The organism is Geofilum rhodophaeum (assembly GCF_002210225.1).
Classification (GTDB): Bacteria; Bacteroidota; Bacteroidia; order Bacteroidales; family Marinilabiliaceae; genus Geofilum; species Geofilum rhodophaeum.
The window spans coordinates 87535-106493 of the sequence record NZ_MWUJ01000012.1 but is presented as its reverse complement, the minus strand read 5'-3'; the positions used below and the strand labels follow the sequence as shown (position 1 = coordinate 106493).

Here is an 18959-nt window from a genome sequence, read left to right as displayed (position 1 = left end):
CCTTTAATAGACTCAGGAAAGATGTTACAACCAAAAAAAGTTAAGTTTAGACGGCAGCAAAAAGGACGGATGAAGGGGAATGCGCAGAGAGGTCACGAACTGGCCTTTGGCTCATTCGGTATCAAGTCGCTCCAAAGCAAGTGGATTACCGGCCGTCAAATAGAAGCGGCAAGGGTTGCCGTTACCCGTTATATGCAGCGTCAAGGTCAGATATGGATTCGTATCTTCCCCGATAAGCCCATTACCAAGAAACCCGCCGAAGTACGTATGGGTAAAGGTAAAGGTAGCCCGGAAGGCTTTGTTGCTCCAGTTACGCCCGGACGCATTCTTATTGAGTGTGATGGTGTACCCTTCGAAGTGGCCAAAGAGGCTTTGCGTCTTGCTGCTCAGAAGTTGCCCGTTACCACCAAGTTTGTTGTGAGAAGGGATTTTGTTGAATCTACAAATGCGTAAGCGATGAAAACTTCCGAGATAATAGAAATGACCATTAGTGAGATCGAGGAGCGTCTTGATGCTGAAAAGCAGGAGCTCGTTCGTATGAATCTCAACCACCACATTTCTCCGTTGGAAAACCCAATGAAGATCAGACAAACACGTAGGAACATTGCGCGTATGCTGACCATTCTGCGTCAGAAGCAACTTAATGAAAAATAATTAAGCAGATGGAAACAAGAAATTTGAGAAAAGAACGTATAGGCGTTGTGGTGAGCGAAAAGATGGATAAAACCATCGTCGTGAGTGTTGTGGTTCGTGAGAAACACCCCATTTATGGGAAGTTTATGAAAAAGACCAAGAAGTTTTACGCGCACGATGAGCAGAACAACGGCCATGAGGGGGATACCGTTAAGATTATGGAGACCCGTCCTCTGAGTAAGTCCAAACGTTGGAGATTAGTTGAAATCATTGAAAGAGCTAAGTAAACATGATACAGCAGGAATCCAGATTAAATGTTGCCGACAACAGCGGAGCCAGGGAAGTCCTTTGCATCCGTGTATTAGGCGGTACCGGACGCAGATATGCTTCTGTGGGCGACCGTATTGTGGTAACTATTAAAAGCGCTGTCCCCTCTTCTGATATGAAAAAGGGTACAGTAAGTAAGGCCGTTGTGGTGCGTACCAAGAAAGAAGTCAGAAGGGCGGATGGTTCATACATTCGTTTCGACGACAACGCTTGTGTATTGCTGAACAATGCCGGTGAAATGCGCGGAACCCGTATTTTTGGGCCCGTACCCCGTGAATTGCGCGAAGGATATATGAAAATTGTATCTCTGGCGCCTGAAGTGCTTTAATCTATACTGATTCAAACAGCAATGGGAAAATTACATATTAAAAAAGGCGATATAGTGGTTGTAAATGCAGGAACCAGCAAAGGCCAGGAAGGCAAAGTGCTGGAGGTTTTTCCTGAAAAACAACGTGCTATTGTGGAGGGGGTTAACATGGTAAGCAAGCATACCAAACCCAACGCCGAAAATCCACAGGGCGGCATCCTTAAAAAGGAAGCCCCCATCCATATCTCTAATCTTAACCTCAAGGATCCTTCCACAGGTAAGGCTACCCGTATCGGTCGTAGAGAAGGGGAGAATGGTAAATTGGTTCGTTATTCTAAAAAGTCAGGAGAGGAGATCAAGTAATGAGCTATACACCTAGTTTAAAAACCAAGTACAACGACGAAATTGTAGCCAACCTTAAGAAGGAATTCAGCTACAAAAGCGTTATGCAGGTGCCACGTTTGGAAAAGATCGTCATCAACCAGGGTGTTGGTGCCGCTGTGGCCGACAAAAAGTTGATCGAAAATTCGGTTAAGGAGTTGACCAACATTACCGGTCAGCAAGCCGTTCCCTGTTATTCCAAGAAAGACATTTCTAACTTTAAATTGAGGAAGAAAATGCCTATTGGGGTAAAGGTGACCTTGCGACACGATAAAATGTATGAGTTCCTCGAGCGACTGGTTCGTGTAGCCTTACCGCGTATTCGTGACTTTAAGGGAATTGAAAGCAAACTCGACGGAAGGGGTAATTACACCCTGGGTATTACAGAGCAAATCATCTTTCCTGAAATAAATATCGATAATGTAAGCAAGATTATGGGTATGAATATTACCTTTGTGACCTCAGGAAACAGTGATGAGGAGGCTTATGCACTTTTGCGTGAGTTTGGATTACCGTTTAAAAACTTAAAAAAGAACTAGTTATATGGCAAAAGAATCAATGAAAGCCCGCGAAGTAAAGCGGGCCAAGCTTGTTGCCAGATATGCTGAGAAGCGGGCCCGGCTTAAGGCTGAGGGCGACTACGAAGGTTTGCAGAAGCTTCCAAAGAATGCTTCCCCTGTGCGTATGCACAACCGTTGCAAGCTGACTGGACGTCCCAAGGGTTATATGCGTCAGTTCGGCATTAGTCGTATCTCTTTCCGTGAGATGGCTGCAGCAGGTTTGATCCCAGGAGTTAGAAAGGCCAGTTGGTAACCACCAACTGGTAAGTATTAAATATTGTCCCGACTTGTCGGGATCAATTTAAACTTTTATAAATATGACAGATCCTATTTCGGATTTCCTGACCCGTATCAGGAATGCCATCATGGCACGCCACAAGGTTGTTGAGATTCCCGCCTCCAACCTTAAGAAGGAGATGACCAAAATTCTTTTGGAGAAAGGTTATATCCTTAATTACAAATTTATGGATGACGGCAAACAGGGCATGATCAAAATCGCTCTTAAGTACGACCCCGTATCCAAAACCCCAGCTATCAAGCATTTAAGCCGGGTGTCATCCCCAGGTTTGCGTCGATATACCGGTTACAGAAATGTTCCGCGGGTATTGAACGGATTGGGTGTGGCCATTCTTTCAACTTCCAGAGGTGTAATGACCGATAAGGAAGCCCGGAATGCCAAAGTTGGTGGAGAAGTATTGTGTTACGTTTATTAAAAAGGAGGTAAGTCATGTCTAGGATAGGAAAATCACCCATTAGCATACCGGCCGGAGTAAGCGTAACTGTTAAAGATCAATTGGTTACCGTAAAAGGGCCCAAGGGAGAACTTGTACAAAACATTAATCCCGACATTACTGTGGAGGTCGAGGACGGTGAAGTTAAGCTCAGCCGTCCCAGTGACGATAAGAACCATCGGGGCTTGCACGGTCTTTACCGTTCCCTTATTAACAACATGGTGGTTGGTGTTTCAGAAGGTTATGTGAAGAAAATGGAACTGGTCGGAGTGGGCTATCGTGCTACTTCTACTGGTCAAGTTCTTGAGCTCTCGTTGGGTTATTCACATGCGATTCATATGCAGTTGCCCAAAGAAATTAAGGTGGAAGCAGTAACCGACCGGAAAAGCAACCCGATTATAACACTGGAGTCTATTGACAAGCAACTCTTAGGGCAGGTTTGCGCCAAGATTCGCTCGTTTCGTAAGCCTGAGCCCTATAAAGGTAAAGGTATTCGTTTTGTGGGCGAAGTTGTTCGTCGGAAGGCGGGTAAGAGTGCTAAAGTTTAATTGATTTAATTCGAAAGTGTTATGGCTTTTTCAAAGTTAGAAAGACGATTCAAAATAAAAACACGCATCCGCAGTAAGGTGCTCGGTACTGCCGATCGCCCACGGATGACTGTTTACAGAAGCAATAAGCAAATTTCTGTTCAGCTGATTGATGACAATGCCGGAAAAACTCTGGTAGCTGCGTCTTCACTGGCCAAAGATATTGCTGCAGAAAAAGGTACCAAAACAGAAATGGCTGCCAAGGTGGGCAAAGCTATTGCAGAGAAGGCCCTGGCTGCCGGAGTTTCTGCTGTGGTTTTCGACCGGAACGGTTATCTGTATCATGGTAGAGTAAAACAATTAGCGGACGCTGCTCGTGAGGCAGGTCTTAAATTTTAGATTATTATGGCAGGAAATACAAAAAGAGTTCGTACAACAAACGACCTGGAACTGAAAGACAGGCTGGTAGCGATTAACCGCGTTACCAAGGTTACCAAAGGGGGTAGAACCTTTAGCTTCTCAGCCATTGTAGTTGTAGGTAACGAAAATGGCATTGTAGGCTGGGGCCTGGGTAAAGCCAATGAAGTTACTACTGCTATTGCCAAAGGTGTAGAGGCCGCTAAAAAGAATTTGATTAAGGTGCCCATCGTGAATGGAACCATTCCGCATGCTCAAGTGGCTCGTTTTGGCGGCGCCCGGGTATTCATGAAGCCCGCTTCTCACGGTACCGGCCTTGTGGCTGGTGGTGCGATGCGTGCTGTATTGGAGAGTGCCGGTGTGGTGGATGTTTTGGCTAAGTCCAAAGGTTCATCTAACCCGCACAACCTGGTTAAAGCAACCATCGAAGCCTTGTGCGAGATGCGTGATGCAGCTACCATTGCTCAGCACCGCGGTGTTACTTTGGACAAAGTGTTTAATGGTTAAGCAACAAAGTTTATGGCTCAGATAAAAGTAACTCAGGTTCGTAGTAAAATTAAGTGCACCATTAGTCAAAAAAGGACACTGGAAGCACTTGGTTTGAAGAAAATCAACGCCACCGTTGAACATGAGGATACCCCGGTAATTCTGGGAATGGTGGATAAAGTGAAACACCTAGTGCGTGTTGAAAAATAATTGTTTTAACGAAGTTATCAATATCAGATATGAAACTGAATCAGTTAAAACCTGCAGCGGGAGCAACCCATCACCAGAAACGAATTGGCCGTGGTGCCGGTTCAGGTCTGGGAGGTACCTCTACCCGTGGTCATAAAGGGGCCAAATCTCGCTCGGGTTATTCCAGAAAGATTGGTTTTGAAGGTGGTCAGATGCCCCTTCAGCGCCGTGTTCCCAAGTTTGGTTTTAAGAACATCAACCGAAAGGAGTTTAAGTCCATTAACATTGATGTTTTGCAAAACTTGGCAGAAAAGAACAAATGGAGCGTTATTGCTCCCGAAAATCTTATTGAAGCCGGTCTTATTAATAAGAATGACCTGGTAAAGATTTTGGGCAATGGTTCTATCAGTGCCAAAGTTGAAGTTAAGGCGCATGCCTTTTCTAAATCAGCTGAAGCCGCCATCGAAGCTGCACAGGGAACTGTTGTGAAACTGTAATTTGCAGTTCTGTCCGCCCCCGGGGCGGACAGAATTACAGATGACCTATAAATCTATTTTAAGATATGAAACTTTTCGAAACCATCCGTAATATCTGGAAGATCGATGACCTTAGAAGCAGGATACTGACCACTTTGGGTCTTATCCTGATTTATCGTCTGGGATCCAAAGTTGTTCTTCCGGGTATTGATCCAACTCAGCTTTCGAACCTTGCTGCTCAAACCAGTGATGGGGTTCTGGGGCTGCTGAACATGTTTTCCGGAGGTGCATTTGCCAATGCTTCGATTATGGCATTGGGGATTATGCCCTATATATCCGCATCCATTGTTATCCAGTTGATGGGTATTGCAGTTCCTTATTTTCAGCGACTGCAGCGTGAAGGTGAAAGTGGCCGTCGTAAGATCAATCAGATAACCCGTTATTTAACTGTGGTTATTTTGTTGTTTCAAGCCCCCGGTTATATCGCTAACCTCTATGCCCAGTTGCCCGAATCGGCCTTTGTAACTACCGGATGGAGTTTCACTGTTATGTCAACAATAATTCTTACTGCCGGCAGTATGTTTGTCATGTGGTTGGGAGAACGGATTACCGATAAAGGTATAGGAAATGGTATTTCCCTGATCATTATGATTGGTATTATTGCCATGTTGCCCTTCTCACTATTTGCTGAGTTTGTTTCCAGACTTGAAGAGGGTGGTGGTTTGGTTATGCTTCTAATCGAGTTTGTAGTCCTTTTCTTTGTGTTTGAAGGTGCCATCCTTTTGGTTCAGGGTACCCGTCGGGTTCCCGTTCAGTATGCAAAGCGCATAGTTGGCAACAAGCAGTATGGTGGTGTTCGTCAGTACATTCCTCTTAAGGTGAATGCTGCTGGTGTTATGCCCATCATTTTTGCTCAGGCCATTATGTTTATTCCGATTACACTCGCGGGTTTTGTTGACAGTGATGCTGCTACAGGTTTTGCAGCTGTGTTCTCCAATTTTACCGGATTCTGGTATAATTTTGTATTTGCTTTTCTGATCATTCTCTTCACGTACTTCTATACAGCGATTACCATCAATCCAACACAGATGGCTGATGATATGAAGCGCAACGGAGGTTTTATTCCCGGAGTTAAACCCGGTAAAAAAACAGCAGAATTTTTAGATTCAGTGATGTCCAAAATTACGTTGCCCGGCTCTTTTTTCCTTGCATTTGTGGCGATTTTGCCTGCTTTTGCTATGTTGGCCGGAGTAGATCAGAATTTTGCGCAATTCTTTGGGGGTACCTCTCTGCTGATTTTGGTAGGTGTGGTGCTGGATACTTTGCAGCAAATTGAGAGTCATCTGCTGATGCGTCACTACGATGGCTTGTTGAAGTCCGGACGTATTAAGGGTAGAACTGGCGGTGGTGCTGCTGTTTATTAATAGTTGAGGTAGTCAATGGTTTATTTAAAGACTGACGAAGAAATTGAACTGATGCGGGAGAGTAATCTCCTGGTAGGGAAAACCCTTGCAGAGGTAGCCCGGGCTGTAAAGCCCGGGGTGAGCACTTTGGAATTGGATAAAATCGCAGAGACATTTATTCGTGACCATAAAGGCATACCCGGGTTTCTGGATTACCAGGGATTTCCCAATACCCTTTGCACCTCTGTTAACGAGCAGGTGGTTCATGGCATCCCGAATAAAAAGCCCTTGCAAGAAGGAGACATTGTTTCTGTGGATTGCGGTGTGCTGTTGAATGATTTTTACGGCGACAGTGCCTATACTTTTGAAGTGGGCGAGGTTAAGCCGGAAATCAAAGCCCTTCTCGAGGCCACCAAAGCTGCTCTTTACAAGGGCGTGGAAATGGCCATTGAGGGGAATCGGATCGGAGACATCGGGTATGCTGTTCAAGAGTACTGTGAAACACGTGGCTACTCTGTAGTTCGGGAAATGGTGGGACACGGTTTGGGCCGTTCTCTTCATGAGGCTCCGGAAATTCCGAATTATGGACGAAGGGGCAATGGAAGCAAATTAAGGAAAGGAATGGTCATTTGTATTGAACCGATGATTAATTTGGGTAAACGGCAAATATTGATGGAGGAGGACCAATGGACCATCAGAACCGTTGATAAAAGTGTTTCTGCTCATTTTGAACATGCTGTTGCAGTAGGTAAAAATCAATCAGATATACTTTCCAGTTTTAAATTTGTGGAAGAAGTATTAACTTTGCAGTCTTAAAAAATAAAGAAACAACTTATGGCTAAGCAAGCCTCTATAGAACAGGACGGTACCATTATCGAAGCTCTTTCCAACGCCATGTTTCGCGTGGAGTTGGAAAACGGTCATGTGATTACAGCGCACATTTCCGGTAAAATGCGTATGCATTACATTAAGATTTTGCCTGGTGACAAGGTTAAAGTGGAGATGTCTCCCTACGACCTGACCAAAGGCCGAATCAGTTACAGGTATAAATAACAGACTCAATACATAAGACAATGAAGGTAAGAGCATCAATCAAGAAGCGCAGCGCCGATTGTAAAATTGTTCGGCGCAAGGGTCGCTTGTACGTGATAAACAAGAAGAATCCCAAGTTTAAACAACGTCAAGGATAAATTATAGAATATGGCAAGAATTGCAGGAGTAGACATCCCGGCTAATAAGCGGGGTGAAATTGCTTTGACTTACATCTATGGCATTGGCCGTAGCAAAGCCAGCTCATTATTGAACGAGGTCGGCATTGATGTGAATATGAAAGTCAAAGATTGGAACGATGACCAGATAACTGCCGTTCGTGAGTTAATTGGTTCAACCATTAAAACCGAAGGTGAATTGCGTTCTGAGGTACAATTAAACATCAAGCGATTGATGGATATTGGTTGTTACCGAGGTATTCGTCACCGTATTGGTTTACCGGTTCGTGGTCAATCAACCAAGAACAATGCCCGTACCCGTAAAGGAAGAAAGAAAACGGTTGCGAACAAGAAGAAAGCTACTAAATAATCATTGAAACATGGCAAAAAAGGCAGGATCACAAAAGAAAAGAGTTGTGAAAGTGGAAGCCTTAGGACAGGCCCACATTCATTCGTCGTTCAATAACATTATCGTTTGCCTCACCAATGCAAATGGTCAGGTTATTTCCTGGTCTAGTGCCGGTAAAATGGGATTCAGAGGTTCCAAAAAGAACACTCCCTACGCCGCACAAACAGCTGCAGCCGACTGTGCTAAAGTTGCTTACGACCTGGGTTTGAGAAAAGTTAAAGTTTACGTTAAGGGTCCCGGCAATGGTCGTGAGTCAGCAATTCGTTCCATCCATGCTACCGGTATTGAGGTGAACGAAATTGTGGATGTGACACCAATGCCTCACAATGGCTGTCGTCCGCCCAAAAGACGTAGGGTTTAATTTTATTACTAGTTATTAACCATAAGTTTTTGATTTTAATTTTGAATACTGGTGGGTTATACACAAACCTTCCTTCTATAATCTTGCGGCTGTCATATTCAATCTTTAAAATCAAAAATTTAAAATCAAAAATTTAGTAGAATGGCTAGATACATAGGTCCAAAGACTAAAATTTCACGTAAATTCGGTGAGGCCATATATGGTCCCGACAAGTACTTCGAGAAGAAGAACTATCCCCCTGGTCAGCACGGTAACAATCGTCGTCGTAAGACCAGCGAATACGGTGTTCAGCTTAAAGAAAAGCAGAAAGTAAAGTATACTTATGGCGTTTTGGAAAAGCAATTCCGTAACATGTTTGAAAAAGCCAACAGTCAGCCCGGTATTACCGGTGAAGTTTTGTTGATTCTGTTGGAGTCCCGTCTCGATAACGTGGTTTATCGCATGGGCTTGGCGCCTACCAGAGCTGCTGCTCGTCAGTTGGTGTCGCACCGTCATATCACCGTTGACGGTTCTGTGGTGAACATTCCTTCTTATTCGCTTAAAGCCGGACAATTGGTTGGCGTAAGAGAAAAATCTAAATCCCTGGAATCCATTAACAGTGCAATGGCTAATTCAAGTGTTCACAAATACTCTTGGTTGGAGTGGGATCAGCAAAGCATGACGGGTAAATTCCTGAATGCTCCTGAGCGCTCAGAAATTCCTGAGAACATCAAAGAACAGTTGATTGTTGAATTGTACTCTAAATAATTTTTTCTTATGGCAATATTAGCGTTCCAAAAACCTGATAAAGTTATCATGCTTGATGCTGATGACAAGTTCGGTCGATTCGAATTTCGTCCTCTTGAGCCAGGATATGGTATTACTGTTGGAAATGCCTTAAGAAGAATCTTACTGTCATCTTTGGAGGGTTTTGCAATCACCACCGTCAAGATTGAAGGTGTTGATCATGAGTTTTCCAGCATCCCCGGTGTGGTTGATGATGTTACTGAAATTATTCTGAATCTGAAGCAGGTACGTTTCAAGAAAGTTGTTGAGGAAGGTGAGAATGAACGTATTTCTCTTACCATTACCGGCAAAGAAGCTTTCACTGCAGGTGATATGAACAGTTCTTTGAGTAATTTCAAGGTACTGAACCCCGAGTTGGTAATCGCCCGTATGAGTCCCGACGTAAATTTACAGCTTACGCTTACCATTGGTAAGGGGCGTGGCTATGTTCCTGCAGAAGAAAACCGTACCGCCGATCAGGAGTTTGGAACTATAGCTATAGATTCCATATTCACCCCCATTCGGAATGTTAAGTACGAAATAGAGAACTTCCGGGTAGAGCAGAAAACCGACTACGAGAAGCTCTTATTTGAGATCTCTACCGATGGGTCTATTCATCCCAAGGATGCGCTTAAGGAAGCTTCAAAAATTCTCATTTATCACTTCATGTTGTTTTCTGACGAAAAGATTACACTGGATTCAGATGAGAAATTTGGAAATGAGGAGTTTGATGAAGAAGTATTGCACATGCGCCAGCTTCTTAAAACCAAACTCGTAGACCTTGATTTGTCGGTACGTGCATTGAACTGCCTAAAGGCTGCAGATGTGGAGTCGCTGGGTGAATTGGTTCAGTACAACCGGAATGACCTGCTTAAATTCAGAAACTTTGGTAAGAAGTCCCTTACAGAATTGGACGACTTGTTGGTGAATCTGAATCTTAATTTCGGAATGGACATTCAGAAGTATAAATTAGACAAGGAATAAGTAACGATGAGACATAGAAAAAAATTCAACCACCTGGGCCGTACCAGCTCACACAGAAAGGCGATGTTGTCCAATATGGCTGCTTCTCTGATCGTGCACAAGCGTATCAAGACCACCGTGGCCAAAGCTAAGGCGTTGAGAATGTATGTAGAACCTCTGATCAATCGGTCAAAGGAAGATACCACACACTCACGTCGTATTGTTTTTAGTTATTTGCAGAATAAAGATGCAGTTTCTGAGCTCTTTCGTGAAGTAGCTCAAAAGGTGGCGAACCGCCCCGGTGGTTATACCCGTATTCTAAAATTGGGTAATCGTTTGGGTGATGCTGCTGAAATGTGCTACATCGAATTGGTTGATTTCAACGAAAATATGTTGAATGCCGCCGGTTCTGCTGCAAGTGCAGAGAAGAAAACACGACGCAGTCGTCGTGGATCAAAAAAGGCTTCTGCTGAAGTTGCTGCCGAAAAAGCCCCTGTGGCTAAGGAAGCGGCTCCTAAGGCTGAACCTCAAAAGGAGGAGCAGGCCCCTGAAGCTGATAAGACTGAGGAGTAAATCTGTACAGACCTTACAGTGTCGAATCAGACATAACGTTCTTGAAAAAGGGGATAAAGGCATTATGGCTTTATCCTTTTTTTTTGAAATTATTATTTATGTTTTTATAAACAATTATCATTATGGGATTAATTGCAAACATCCATGGACGTGAGATCTTGGATTCTCGCGGAAACCCGACTGTAGAAGTTGAGGTGACATTAGAAAGTGGAATCATTGGTCGTGCCGCTGTGCCCTCCGGTGCCTCTACCGGCGAAAATGAGGCGCTTGAATTGCGCGATGGAGATAAAAAGCGATACCTGGGTAAGGGTGTGCTTAAGGCTGTTGAGAATGTAAACAACGTGATTGCTCCGGCATTGATTGGTTTTAATGCTTTGGATCAGGTAGGTGTTGACCATAAGATGCTCGAAATGGACGGTACCAAAACCAAGAGCAAGCTGGGTGCCAACGCCATGCTTGGTGTTTCTCTGGCTGTAGCAAAAGCAGCCGCTGAGTATTCTGGTATGCCTTTGTACCGTTATATTGGTGGAACCAATGCCAAGACTCTGCCTGTGCCCATGATGAACATCATCAATGGTGGGTCTCACTCCGATGCGCCCATTGCGTTTCAGGAGTTTATGATTCGTCCCGTTGGTGCAAGCAGTTTCCGTGAAGGCTTGCGCATGGGTGCCGAAATTTTTCATGCTTTGAAGAAAGTGCTGCACGATCGCAATTTGAGTACTGCTGTTGGCGATGAGGGCGGTTTTGCTCCCGCCCTGGATGGTACCGAGGATGCCCTTAAGAGCATCATTAAGGCCATCGAAGCTGCCGGTTACAAGCCAGGTCGTTTGGCTGATGGCGGTCAGGTGTCTATTGCTTTGGACTGTGCTGCCTCTGAATTTTATAAGGATGGCATTTATGATTACTCCAAGTTTGAAGGAGCAACCGGTGTTAAGCGCAGCCGTGAGGAGCAGGTGGCCTTTTTGGCTGAGCTCGTTGAGAAATTCCCCATCGACAGCATTGAAGATGGTTGCGACGAAGGCGATTGGGACGGTTGGGTGTTGCTGAATAAAACCATTGGCGACAAGTGCCAGTTGGTGGGCGACGACTTGTTCGTTACCAACGTTGAGTACCTGAAAAAAGGTATTGAGTTGGATGCGGCCAATTCTATCCTGATCAAGGTGAACCAGATTGGTACACTTACCGAGACCTTGGACGCCATTGAAATGGCCCACCGTGCCGGTTATACTTCAGTAACTTCTCACCGTTCGGGAGAAACTGAAGACGCTACCATCGCCGATATTGCGGTAGCTACCAACAGTGGTCAGATCAAAACCGGTTCCTTGAGCCGTTCTGATCGTATGGCTAAGTACAACCAGTTGCTTCGTATTGAAGAAGAATTGGGTGCTTCTGCTATTTATGGTTATAAAAAAGTTGTTAAGAAGTAAGCGTTTGTAAGCCTTTAGAGGCTACAATGCCAACTTTGATAATGTGGAAAGGGGATCCTTGGGGATCCCTTTTTTTGTGTCAGTAAAACAAAAAGAGTAGTTTCCTGTTTAAAATGTGCGAACATTGTTATAAATTGTTAATCTAACCGATATAATCTGCTATTGTTATGGATCACATAAAACAGAGGCTCAAAGAAGTGGCCTTTCCACGTGCTGAAAGCTTGAAAAAGATGGTGCAGGAACATGGGACCAAGGTCATCCAGGAAGTTACCCTTGAACAGGTCATTTCAGGTATGAAGGGAATTGTGGCCTTATTGACCGATACTTCAAAGTTGGATCCCGCCGAGGGTATTCGTTTTAGGGGATATTCCATCCCTGAACTTCGGAGTCATCTTCCTAAGATCAGTAAGGACGGAGAACCCTTGCCCGAGGGTCTGTTTTATCTGATGTTGATTGGAGAGTTGCCCTCCCAGAAAGATGTTGATTATATTTCGCAGGACTGGGCTCGTAGAGCGCAAAACATTCCTGAGCACGCCTTTAGGGTAATTGACGCCTTGCCCAAATCGGCCCACCCGATGATTCAGTTCAATACCGCCATTCTGGCTATGAGCACACAATCTCATTTCAGAAAGGCCTATATGGATGGTATGGATAAGAAGGATTATTGGGATCCGATGTATGAGGGCGTTATGGATCTTATCAGCCGTCTGCCGGTTATTGCTGCCTATATTTACCGCAGGGTTTTTCACGATGGAAAACAAATAGAGATGGATCCATCTTTGGATTGGGCTGGTAATATGGCACATATGATGGGATTTGAGAGTGAGGAAGTAAAGCGGTTGATGCGTTTGTATATGGTATTGCACGCTGACCATGAAGGCGGCAATGTTTCTGCTCATACCACACACCTGGTAGGCACCGCACTCTCCAATCCTTATTACAGTTTTGCTGCCGGGATGAATGGATTGGCCGGTCCGCTCCACGGGATGGCCAATCAGGAAGTAATGAGCTGGTTGGAGCATCTTATCAAAGAGATAGGGACCGATCGACCCAGTAAAACGCAAATTCGTGATTACGCTGAAGAGACCTTGAAGCAAGGTCGGGTTATACCCGGCTATGGTCATGCCGTGTTACGGAAAACAGATCCTCGTTTTAGTGAACAGCTTGATTTTGCCAATAAGTATATTCCTGATGCTCCATTGATTGAATTGGTCCGTAATATCTATGAGGTGGTGCCGGAAGTGTTGCGTGCCACCGGCAAGGTTAAAAACCCCTGGCCTAATGTGGATGCCATATCGGGCAGTCTGCTTTCCAGTTACGGCATTAAGGAGTATCCTATTTACACTGTTTTATTTGGTGTTTCCCGTGCGCTTGGGGTGTTGTCTTCGCTGGTGTGGGATCGGATTTATGGGATGCCGCTCGAAAGGCCTACTTCCCATACTTTAGAGTGGTTTCAGGACAAGGTGGGTTTCAAAAGCTGATGTTTTTAACATGAACAGTTCGCCCTCATACTTTTTAAAGTGTGAGGGTTTTCTTTTTGGATGATTCTGTTATCTTTAGGATTTGTTGGTTGACACAACGGAGAAGGCTTTTCGTCAAAAAAAATCCAGTTCCGGTCGCTTTGTTTGCTGCGCTCCCAACGTTTTACCCCGACTGCCGTATAAGTACGGATTGTTTATTTTTGGCTCATTTTGTTGCAATGAAACAAAAGATTTTAGTATTGCTTCTCCTCTGTTTTTCTGCTTTGCATACTTTGGGGGCAAAGTTTCAAAGCGGGATTTCCATAGCGCATTTCTCCATAGCCGGAGGCCTTTCCAACAATTCGGTGAACGTTGTTTTTCAGGACAGCCGAGGGTTTATTTGGATTGGGACGGAAGATGGATTGAACCGTTACGATGGGTATGAGTTTCAGATTTATCGGTCGGGCAGTGCTTTTGGGCCTTCATTGGCAGGAAACAGGATTTCGGCTCTGGCTGAGGACCGGTATGGTAATTTATGGATTGGCACCAAGGATAAAGGACTGACCGTGCTGAATTTGGCTACAGGTGCCAGCAGGAGTTTCCAGTACACTCCAGAGCATTCCGGCGGTATTCCGGGAAATCGGATTCTGGATCTGTATTTGTCGCCTCGCGGGGAGCTATGGGTAAAGCTGGAGAACCATCTGAGTCGCTATCTTGAAGAGGAGGACGCATTTGAATCTTATGTGCATTACGCCAATATTTTTAAACATGAGATGGTGGTGGGTAAGGTTGTTTTTCAGGACAGCGACACCACCCTTTTAGTTGGGACCAGAGATGGTTTAAGTCGTTTTTCCTGTGGAGGGAAATCTTTTCGCCGCTTACAGGGTGATGATGGAGACTCCCTGTTTTTTCAGGATGCCGTTGCAGCCCTAGCGCCATGGAAGGATCAAAAATTACTCGTCGGAAGTCACACCGGTTTGTTTGTTCATAAAGAGGGCGCTGCTTTAGAGCCCGTTTCTGCTTATATGGCATTGGGCAGTAAAGTGGCAGTTAATGCGCTTTGTGTGGGCAGGGAGGAAGATGTTTGGATAGGCAGCTCCCGCGGTTTGGAACGCTTGGTGGCAGGCCGAAACCAACATAGATTGGTGGTTGATGACGGAGCAGGAAGCTCCCCCTTGTTACCCTATGAGGTAAGTGCTTTGTTTGAGGATGCTTCGGGCCTGTTGTGGGTCGGAACGCGGTATAAGGGACTCTTTAAAATAAACACTCGTCCTACCCGGTTTTCTTTTGTGGGTGAGGAGGAGTCCTCGTCCTGCAATTTAAGGACTTATAATATTACGGCCCTACATGCTGATTTAGGTGGCCAAGTATGGCTGGGGACGCTTACCAGTGGGCTTTACCGCCTGGATCCGGTTTCGGGTCAGGTTCAGCAATTCCTCCTTAATGAGCAGGCTTACCGGAATCATAACGACCGGGTTGGGGCTGTGTTTGAAGAGGAAAATGGTCGCATTTGGGTTGGCAGCAATACGGGAATTTATTATAAGGAGCCCTGGGAGCGACGCTTCTCTGAATTTGATTATGGCAATAGCGCGCGTTACAGAAACTTGTTGAGAAATAACCTGGTGTCCGCTATTGAAAAGGATGGGATGGGGAATTTGTGGCTTGGGACCCATTTTGGTCTTTATAGGTATCGGAACGGGCATCTCCAGTCGTTCTTCAGTGACCCCTTAAGGCAACAGCTTCCGGCAGATGAAATTTCTGCCCTCAGTAAGGATGCGCAGGGAGATCTTTGGGTAGGCACCAACCAAGGGATGGCTCATTATGATTGCCACACAGGGCGATTACGTTCCATATTGAACCCGGGGGACGGTCTGCCCTTGGGGCTTCAGGTGTTGGATTTGGCCTTTGATGGCAATGAAAGGGTGTGGGCCGGTACACGAACGGGGCTTTTTTCCCTGGCGTATGCCGACAACGACAGTCTGGTCGTTACAAAGATTGCGCATTTGGCTGATGAGATGGTGACTGCAGTTTTGCCTCTGAACGAACATCAGCTGTGGTTCAGTTCGGGGAAAGGCTTATCGGTTTACGGCGCCGATGGGGTCGTGCACAACTACGATGGCGCCGATGGATTGCCTTCCGATTTGTTTAATGTAGGCAGTGCTGCCCAGGCCTTGGATGGGACCTTATATTTCGGAGCCGTAAGTGGGCTGGTTTGGGGGCATCCCGATTCCTTGCACATAAATATGCATCGGCCCCCTGTTGCTGTTACCGGAGTTTCGGTATGCCATCGTGGTGATTGTCATGAGTTGGCCCATTTTGGTTTGGAAGGAGTTCGTGTTAAATACCGGCCGGGAATGCTGTTTAATATTACGTATGCGGCGCTTGAATTTACACAACCTCATAAGAACAGCTATCAAATCATGCTCGAAGGCTATGATAAGGACTGGCGCCCGGTAAGCCGGGAAAACAGCGTGAGTTTCTCTAATCTGATGCCAGGAAAGTATACGCTGCGAATCAGGGCAGCCAATAATGATTTTACCTGGAATACTCAGATTCAGGAATGGACTTTTGAGGTGACTCCGCCGCTTTGGATGACCAATTATGCCTATGCCTTTTATTTTCTTCTGCTGATCTTCTTTATTCAAATGCTGGTGAATTATCGCTTGCGCCATTATCGAAGGGCCAATCGGTCTCTGGCTGAACAGACCGAAGATCAGCGTAGGGTGGATGAACAACGCAGGGCGCTTTCAAGGGTTCATCAAAATCTCACAGACAGCATTCACTACGCCACCAGAATTCAAACCGCCATGCTTCCTACCGAAGAGCGCTTGCACGATTATTTGAAGTCTTGCTTTGTGTATTTCAGGCCCAGGGATATGGTAAGTGGCGACTTTTATTGGCTTTTTAAGCAGGACGGAAAATTGGTGGTGGCGGTGGTAGATTGTACAGGGCATGGGGTGCCTGGTGCTTTTATGTCAATTATTGGTATGGATTTGCTCAAAAGTATCGTGGGGGTTCAGAACATCTATGATCCTGCAAAAATTTTGGAGCAGATGAGTCTTGAGTTGGACGCCACCCTTCGGGAGAATGCGGGAACAGCCTACGCGGAAGGAATCAAGGATGGTATGGATGTCAGTCTGTGTGTGCTCGACCAGTCGGCCCGCACCCTGGATTTTGCAGGGGCGGTTAATGGAATGTATTTGGTGCGAAACAACGAATTACAAACGATTAAGGGCGATCGTTTGTCCATCGGCCGGCATCCCGGGGGCAGTGTCCCCATTTATAAAACAACCCGCCTGGTATTGCAGGATGAGGACTTTATTTATTTGTTCAGCGATGGTTATGTGGATCAGTTTGGCGGACCAGATCACAAGAAGTTTAAGTATCGCCGTTTTAGACATTTGCTGTTAAATATCCATACGCTGGCTCCGGAGGACCAAAAGGCCATTCTGCACCAGAAGTTTGAAGAGTGGCGTGGTGCTGCAGAGCAGGTAGATGATGTACTGGTGCTGGGTTTTAAGCCCCTTAACCATGAAGGTGTTGTTTGATTTTTTCGAGCAGTTCTTCGGGTTGGAAGGGTTTACTTATGTAGTCGTCCATACCGGATGTCAGACAGCGTTCCTTGTCTTCGGGAAAGGCGTTGGCGGTTACGGCAATTATGGGGACGTGGGTATTGGTGCTTCTTTCCAGTTCCCGAATTTTCTGGGTGGCCTTAAACCCGTCCATAATGGGCATTTGCACATCCATTAATATGAGGTCGAAACGGGCCATTCCAAATTTCTCAAGTGCTTCCTTTCCGTTGGAAGCCGTTTCCACCTTTTTAACATCGTTTTTGATGTACAGGTTCATGATTTGCTGGTTGCTGAAATTGTCTTCGACCAGCAGGATGGAGGCGTCTTTTAATTCAACTTTGCGCTTGAATCCGCTGCTGCTTGATGTGTTGGGCTTTGTGGAGGGGACTGAAAAGTTACCTGCCTGTGTGATGAAGCCAGCGCCAAATTCGAAAACAGTGCGGTCGGGGTGAGGGATGATGCTGAGGTTGTGTCCGTCAACTTCAATCATCTTTTGGGTGAGGCCCAGGTCCAGAAAATGAATGATGCGTCCGGCATTGAGCCGCGCCAAATCCTGATTGTTGAAAAAGCCTTCTCCGGAGTGCCGGTCGTCGGGGTTTTGAAAAACAAAATCAGAGGTGAGTGAAAAGGTAAGTTCTGTTTTTCCCGGCATTAAGTCGCGGTTGCGCACTTCCAGTGTAATCTGTTTCTGTTCTGCTTTGTTTTGGGCGGCAATGCTGTTGATTAAATTCAATAGGATTTGCTTGATTTTAACGCTGTTGCCGGTCAGTTGTCCGGGAATGTCGGGCGCAAGCAATAGGTTGAAGCGGACTTTATATTTTTCGTAGGGAAAGAGCCGTAAGACATTGTTGAGGGTGTTGTACAAATTGAAAGTGGTAATGTCTTTGTCCTCGGAGGCATCGGAATGGGAGGTCAACACCAGGTGATTTACGACCCCAACCAAATTGTTGGCCGAAGCGTGAATGGTACTGATGTATTCTTTTTGTTGCGGATCAAGGTCGGTATTGGTCAACATATCCAGAACACCTGTGATATTGCTTAAGGGGGTGCGTATTTGGTGTGAAAGCCGGGAAAGCAGGTCTTCCTGGGCTTTGTTTCTGTTTTGGGAGTCGAGCAACAAACCCTCTTTTTCGAGCAAAACTTCAGAGCGAATAAACTGGAAGGCAAAGGCAATTAGTGTGGCTACTGCGTATATTGCCAGTAAATAAATGCCCTGTGCGGTGCTGTAGATTTGGAAGAAAGCTTGGCTGTTTTGGAGCAGACTTAAATGCAGGAGCATAACCAGGAAGAGAAGGAGCGACCAACGCAGGCCATTTCGGCGTCCCTGCAGTGCGGTTGCGAAAAAAGGAAACAAGAGGGTCCAGGCGGCACCGGTCCCGACATTTCCGCCAAAGAGAACGAAAAAGCTGCAGGTAAGCAAGAGAATAAAAAGCAGGTAGTTTTGATGTAAATCTTCGTTGAACTTTTTTAGGAAGAGATGGCTGAGCGCCAGCAAAAAGCTTAAGAACAGAAATGGAATGGCCAATTCTACCCGCTCAACAACCAGAGACCAAACGCCTTCGGACAAAACAATCAGCGTAAAAGTGATGCTGGCCAGGTTGATGGTGAGTGATTTCACTTTGGTATCCATATCGGCTTTTTCACTTTGCTCAGAAATAAAAAGGCCCATGAGTCGGTTCAATAGTTTGGTAAGCATTTTTCAATAAGTCAGAGGGTTATGTTTTTGTTGCAAATTAGTTAAAATTATTGTTTTCGGGTTCAGACTTTAAGGATATTTTATTGGT

26 protein-coding genes are annotated in these 18959 nt (G+C 45.5%); 25 read left to right on the top strand and 1 reads right to left on the bottom strand.

The window, feature by feature from the left end; all coding sequences use genetic code 11:
* Positions 1-21: 21 nt before the first annotated feature.
* From rplP to B4W65_RS11760, 25 genes are all read left to right on the top strand, one after another.
* A complete protein-coding gene (gene rplP, locus B4W65_RS11880; RefSeq protein ID WP_088655383.1) occupies positions 22-453 on the top strand; it encodes a 50S ribosomal protein L16 in 432 nt (143 codons plus the stop codon).
* 3 nt (positions 454-456) lie between these two features.
* A complete protein-coding gene (gene rpmC / locus B4W65_RS11875; protein ID WP_088655382.1) occupies positions 457-654 on the top strand; it encodes a 50S ribosomal protein L29 in 198 nt (65 codons plus the stop codon).
* 8 nt (positions 655-662) lie between these two features.
* Entirely contained in the window at positions 663-920 is a 258-nt protein-coding gene (gene rpsQ, locus B4W65_RS11870) for a 30S ribosomal protein S17 (RefSeq protein WP_088655381.1), read from the top strand.
* A gap of 2 nt (positions 921-922) precedes the next feature.
* Positions 923-1288 carry a 50S ribosomal protein L14 gene (rplN, locus tag B4W65_RS11865; RefSeq protein WP_088655380.1) on the top strand — a complete coding sequence of 122 codons (366 nt, stop codon included), beginning with the start codon at positions 923-925 and terminating at the stop codon, positions 1286-1288.
* Between the two features lie 21 nt (positions 1289-1309).
* Positions 1310-1630: a 50S ribosomal protein L24 gene (gene rplX, locus B4W65_RS11860; protein ID WP_088655379.1), complete on the top strand. Its 321-nt coding sequence runs from the start codon at positions 1310-1312 to the stop codon at positions 1628-1630.
* Entirely contained in the window at positions 1630-2187 is a 558-nt protein-coding gene (gene rplE, locus B4W65_RS11855; RefSeq protein WP_088655378.1) for a 50S ribosomal protein L5, read from the top strand. Before rplX ends, rplE begins: the two co-directional genes overlap by 1 nt.
* A gap of 4 nt (positions 2188-2191) precedes the next feature.
* Entirely contained in the window at positions 2192-2461 is a 270-nt protein-coding gene (gene rpsN, locus B4W65_RS11850; protein ID WP_088655377.1) for a 30S ribosomal protein S14, read from the top strand.
* Between the two features lie 64 nt (positions 2462-2525).
* Positions 2526-2921 carry a 30S ribosomal protein S8 gene (gene rpsH / locus B4W65_RS11845; RefSeq protein WP_088655376.1) on the top strand — a complete coding sequence of 132 codons (396 nt, stop codon included), beginning with the start codon at positions 2526-2528 and terminating at the stop codon, positions 2919-2921.
* Between the two features lie 14 nt (positions 2922-2935).
* Complete coding sequence (rplF, locus tag B4W65_RS11840) at positions 2936-3487, top strand: 50S ribosomal protein L6 (RefSeq protein ID WP_088655375.1); 552 nt, start codon at positions 2936-2938, stop codon at positions 3485-3487.
* Positions 3488-3508: 21 nt separating this feature from the next.
* Positions 3509-3865: a 50S ribosomal protein L18 gene (gene rplR, locus B4W65_RS11835; RefSeq protein WP_088655374.1), complete on the top strand. Its 357-nt coding sequence runs from the start codon at positions 3509-3511 to the stop codon at positions 3863-3865.
* Between the two features lie 6 nt (positions 3866-3871).
* On the top strand, positions 3872-4390 hold the full coding sequence (rpsE, locus tag B4W65_RS11830; protein WP_088655373.1) for a 30S ribosomal protein S5: 519 nt from the start codon (positions 3872-3874) through the stop codon (positions 4388-4390).
* A 12-nt stretch (positions 4391-4402) separates the two neighbouring features.
* Positions 4403-4579 carry a 50S ribosomal protein L30 gene (gene rpmD / locus B4W65_RS11825; protein WP_088655372.1) on the top strand — a complete coding sequence of 59 codons (177 nt, stop codon included), beginning with the start codon at positions 4403-4405 and terminating at the stop codon, positions 4577-4579.
* Between the two features lie 29 nt (positions 4580-4608).
* Entirely contained in the window at positions 4609-5055 is a 447-nt protein-coding gene (gene rplO, locus B4W65_RS11820) for a 50S ribosomal protein L15 (protein WP_088655371.1), read from the top strand.
* A gap of 65 nt (positions 5056-5120) precedes the next feature.
* A complete protein-coding gene (gene secY / locus B4W65_RS11815) occupies positions 5121-6458 on the top strand; it encodes a preprotein translocase subunit SecY (RefSeq protein WP_088655370.1) in 1338 nt (445 codons plus the stop codon).
* A 15-nt stretch (positions 6459-6473) separates the two neighbouring features.
* Positions 6474-7253, top strand: coding sequence for a type I methionyl aminopeptidase (gene map / locus B4W65_RS11810; protein WP_088655369.1), 780 nt, complete (start codon positions 6474-6476; stop codon positions 7251-7253).
* Positions 7254-7271: 18 nt separating this feature from the next.
* Entirely contained in the window at positions 7272-7490 is a 219-nt protein-coding gene (gene infA / locus B4W65_RS11805; protein ID WP_026474784.1) for a translation initiation factor IF-1, read from the top strand.
* A 20-nt stretch (positions 7491-7510) separates the two neighbouring features.
* The gene (ykgO, locus tag B4W65_RS11800; RefSeq protein WP_015361145.1) at positions 7511-7627 is read left to right on the top strand and encodes a type B 50S ribosomal protein L36; all 117 of its coding nucleotides are present in this window, start codon (positions 7511-7513) and stop codon (positions 7625-7627) included.
* Between the two features lie 10 nt (positions 7628-7637).
* On the top strand, positions 7638-8015 hold the full coding sequence (gene rpsM, locus B4W65_RS11795; RefSeq protein WP_088655368.1) for a 30S ribosomal protein S13: 378 nt from the start codon (positions 7638-7640) through the stop codon (positions 8013-8015).
* Positions 8016-8025: 10 nt separating this feature from the next.
* A complete protein-coding gene (gene rpsK, locus B4W65_RS11790) occupies positions 8026-8415 on the top strand; it encodes a 30S ribosomal protein S11 (protein ID WP_088655367.1) in 390 nt (129 codons plus the stop codon).
* Between the two features lie 141 nt (positions 8416-8556).
* Positions 8557-9162: a 30S ribosomal protein S4 gene (gene rpsD, locus B4W65_RS11785; protein ID WP_088655366.1), complete on the top strand. Its 606-nt coding sequence runs from the start codon at positions 8557-8559 to the stop codon at positions 9160-9162.
* 9 nt (positions 9163-9171) lie between these two features.
* Positions 9172-10164, top strand: coding sequence for a DNA-directed RNA polymerase subunit alpha (locus B4W65_RS11780; RefSeq protein ID WP_088655365.1), 993 nt, complete (start codon positions 9172-9174; stop codon positions 10162-10164).
* A 6-nt stretch (positions 10165-10170) separates the two neighbouring features.
* The gene (rplQ, locus tag B4W65_RS17785) at positions 10171-10716 is read left to right on the top strand and encodes a 50S ribosomal protein L17 (RefSeq protein ID WP_088655364.1); all 546 of its coding nucleotides are present in this window, start codon (positions 10171-10173) and stop codon (positions 10714-10716) included.
* A 122-nt stretch (positions 10717-10838) separates the two neighbouring features.
* Positions 10839-12143 (top strand): phosphopyruvate hydratase, encoded by a 1305-nt coding sequence (gene eno, locus B4W65_RS11770; protein WP_088655363.1) that lies wholly within the window; start codon positions 10839-10841, stop codon positions 12141-12143.
* Between the two features lie 167 nt (positions 12144-12310).
* Complete coding sequence (locus B4W65_RS11765) at positions 12311-13624, top strand: citrate (Si)-synthase (protein WP_088655362.1); 1314 nt, start codon at positions 12311-12313, stop codon at positions 13622-13624.
* 218 nt (positions 13625-13842) lie between these two features.
* Positions 13843-17151, top strand: coding sequence for a two-component regulator propeller domain-containing protein (locus B4W65_RS11760; protein WP_088655361.1), 3309 nt, complete (start codon positions 13843-13845; stop codon positions 17149-17151).
* Here the strand turns inward: B4W65_RS11760 and B4W65_RS11755 are convergent.
* Positions 17129-18871: a response regulator gene (locus B4W65_RS11755; protein ID WP_088655360.1), complete on the bottom strand. Its 1743-nt coding sequence runs from the start codon at positions 18869-18871 to the stop codon at positions 17129-17131. The two genes, B4W65_RS11760 and B4W65_RS11755, sit on opposite strands and share 23 nt — an antisense overlap.
* Positions 18872-18959: the final 88 nt, after the last annotated feature.

Coding starts and splice junctions, on each gene's coding strand:
- rplP (WP_088655383.1), top strand. CDS start 22: ATGTTACAACCAAAAAAAGTTAAGTTTAGACGGCAGCAAAAAGGACGG.
- rpmC (WP_088655382.1), top strand. CDS start 457: ATGAAAACTTCCGAGATAATAGAAATGACCATTAGTGAGATCGAGGAG.
- rpsQ (WP_088655381.1), top strand. CDS start 663: ATGGAAACAAGAAATTTGAGAAAAGAACGTATAGGCGTTGTGGTGAGC.
- rplN (WP_088655380.1), top strand. CDS start 923: ATGATACAGCAGGAATCCAGATTAAATGTTGCCGACAACAGCGGAGCC.
- rplX (WP_088655379.1), top strand. CDS start 1,310: ATGGGAAAATTACATATTAAAAAAGGCGATATAGTGGTTGTAAATGCA.
- rplE (WP_088655378.1), top strand. CDS start 1,630: ATGAGCTATACACCTAGTTTAAAAACCAAGTACAACGACGAAATTGTA.
- rpsN (WP_088655377.1), top strand. CDS start 2,192: ATGGCAAAAGAATCAATGAAAGCCCGCGAAGTAAAGCGGGCCAAGCTT.
- rpsH (WP_088655376.1), top strand. CDS start 2,526: ATGACAGATCCTATTTCGGATTTCCTGACCCGTATCAGGAATGCCATC.
- rplF (WP_088655375.1), top strand. CDS start 2,936: ATGTCTAGGATAGGAAAATCACCCATTAGCATACCGGCCGGAGTAAGC.
- rplR (WP_088655374.1), top strand. CDS start 3,509: ATGGCTTTTTCAAAGTTAGAAAGACGATTCAAAATAAAAACACGCATC.
- rpsE (WP_088655373.1), top strand. CDS start 3,872: ATGGCAGGAAATACAAAAAGAGTTCGTACAACAAACGACCTGGAACTG.
- rpmD (WP_088655372.1), top strand. CDS start 4,403: ATGGCTCAGATAAAAGTAACTCAGGTTCGTAGTAAAATTAAGTGCACC.
- rplO (WP_088655371.1), top strand. CDS start 4,609: ATGAAACTGAATCAGTTAAAACCTGCAGCGGGAGCAACCCATCACCAG.
- secY (WP_088655370.1), top strand. CDS start 5,121: ATGAAACTTTTCGAAACCATCCGTAATATCTGGAAGATCGATGACCTT.
- map (WP_088655369.1), top strand. CDS start 6,474: ATGGTTTATTTAAAGACTGACGAAGAAATTGAACTGATGCGGGAGAGT.
- infA (WP_026474784.1), top strand. CDS start 7,272: ATGGCTAAGCAAGCCTCTATAGAACAGGACGGTACCATTATCGAAGCT.
- ykgO (WP_015361145.1), top strand. CDS start 7,511: ATGAAGGTAAGAGCATCAATCAAGAAGCGCAGCGCCGATTGTAAAATT.
- rpsM (WP_088655368.1), top strand. CDS start 7,638: ATGGCAAGAATTGCAGGAGTAGACATCCCGGCTAATAAGCGGGGTGAA.
- rpsK (WP_088655367.1), top strand. CDS start 8,026: ATGGCAAAAAAGGCAGGATCACAAAAGAAAAGAGTTGTGAAAGTGGAA.
- rpsD (WP_088655366.1), top strand. CDS start 8,557: ATGGCTAGATACATAGGTCCAAAGACTAAAATTTCACGTAAATTCGGT.
- B4W65_RS11780 (WP_088655365.1), top strand. CDS start 9,172: ATGGCAATATTAGCGTTCCAAAAACCTGATAAAGTTATCATGCTTGAT.
- rplQ (WP_088655364.1), top strand. CDS start 10,171: ATGAGACATAGAAAAAAATTCAACCACCTGGGCCGTACCAGCTCACAC.
- eno (WP_088655363.1), top strand. CDS start 10,839: ATGGGATTAATTGCAAACATCCATGGACGTGAGATCTTGGATTCTCGC.
- B4W65_RS11765 (WP_088655362.1), top strand. CDS start 12,311: ATGGATCACATAAAACAGAGGCTCAAAGAAGTGGCCTTTCCACGTGCT.
- B4W65_RS11760 (WP_088655361.1), top strand. CDS start 13,843: ATGAAACAAAAGATTTTAGTATTGCTTCTCCTCTGTTTTTCTGCTTTG.
- B4W65_RS11755 (WP_088655360.1), bottom strand. CDS start 18,871: ATGCTTACCAAACTATTGAACCGACTCATGGGCCTTTTTATTTCTGAG.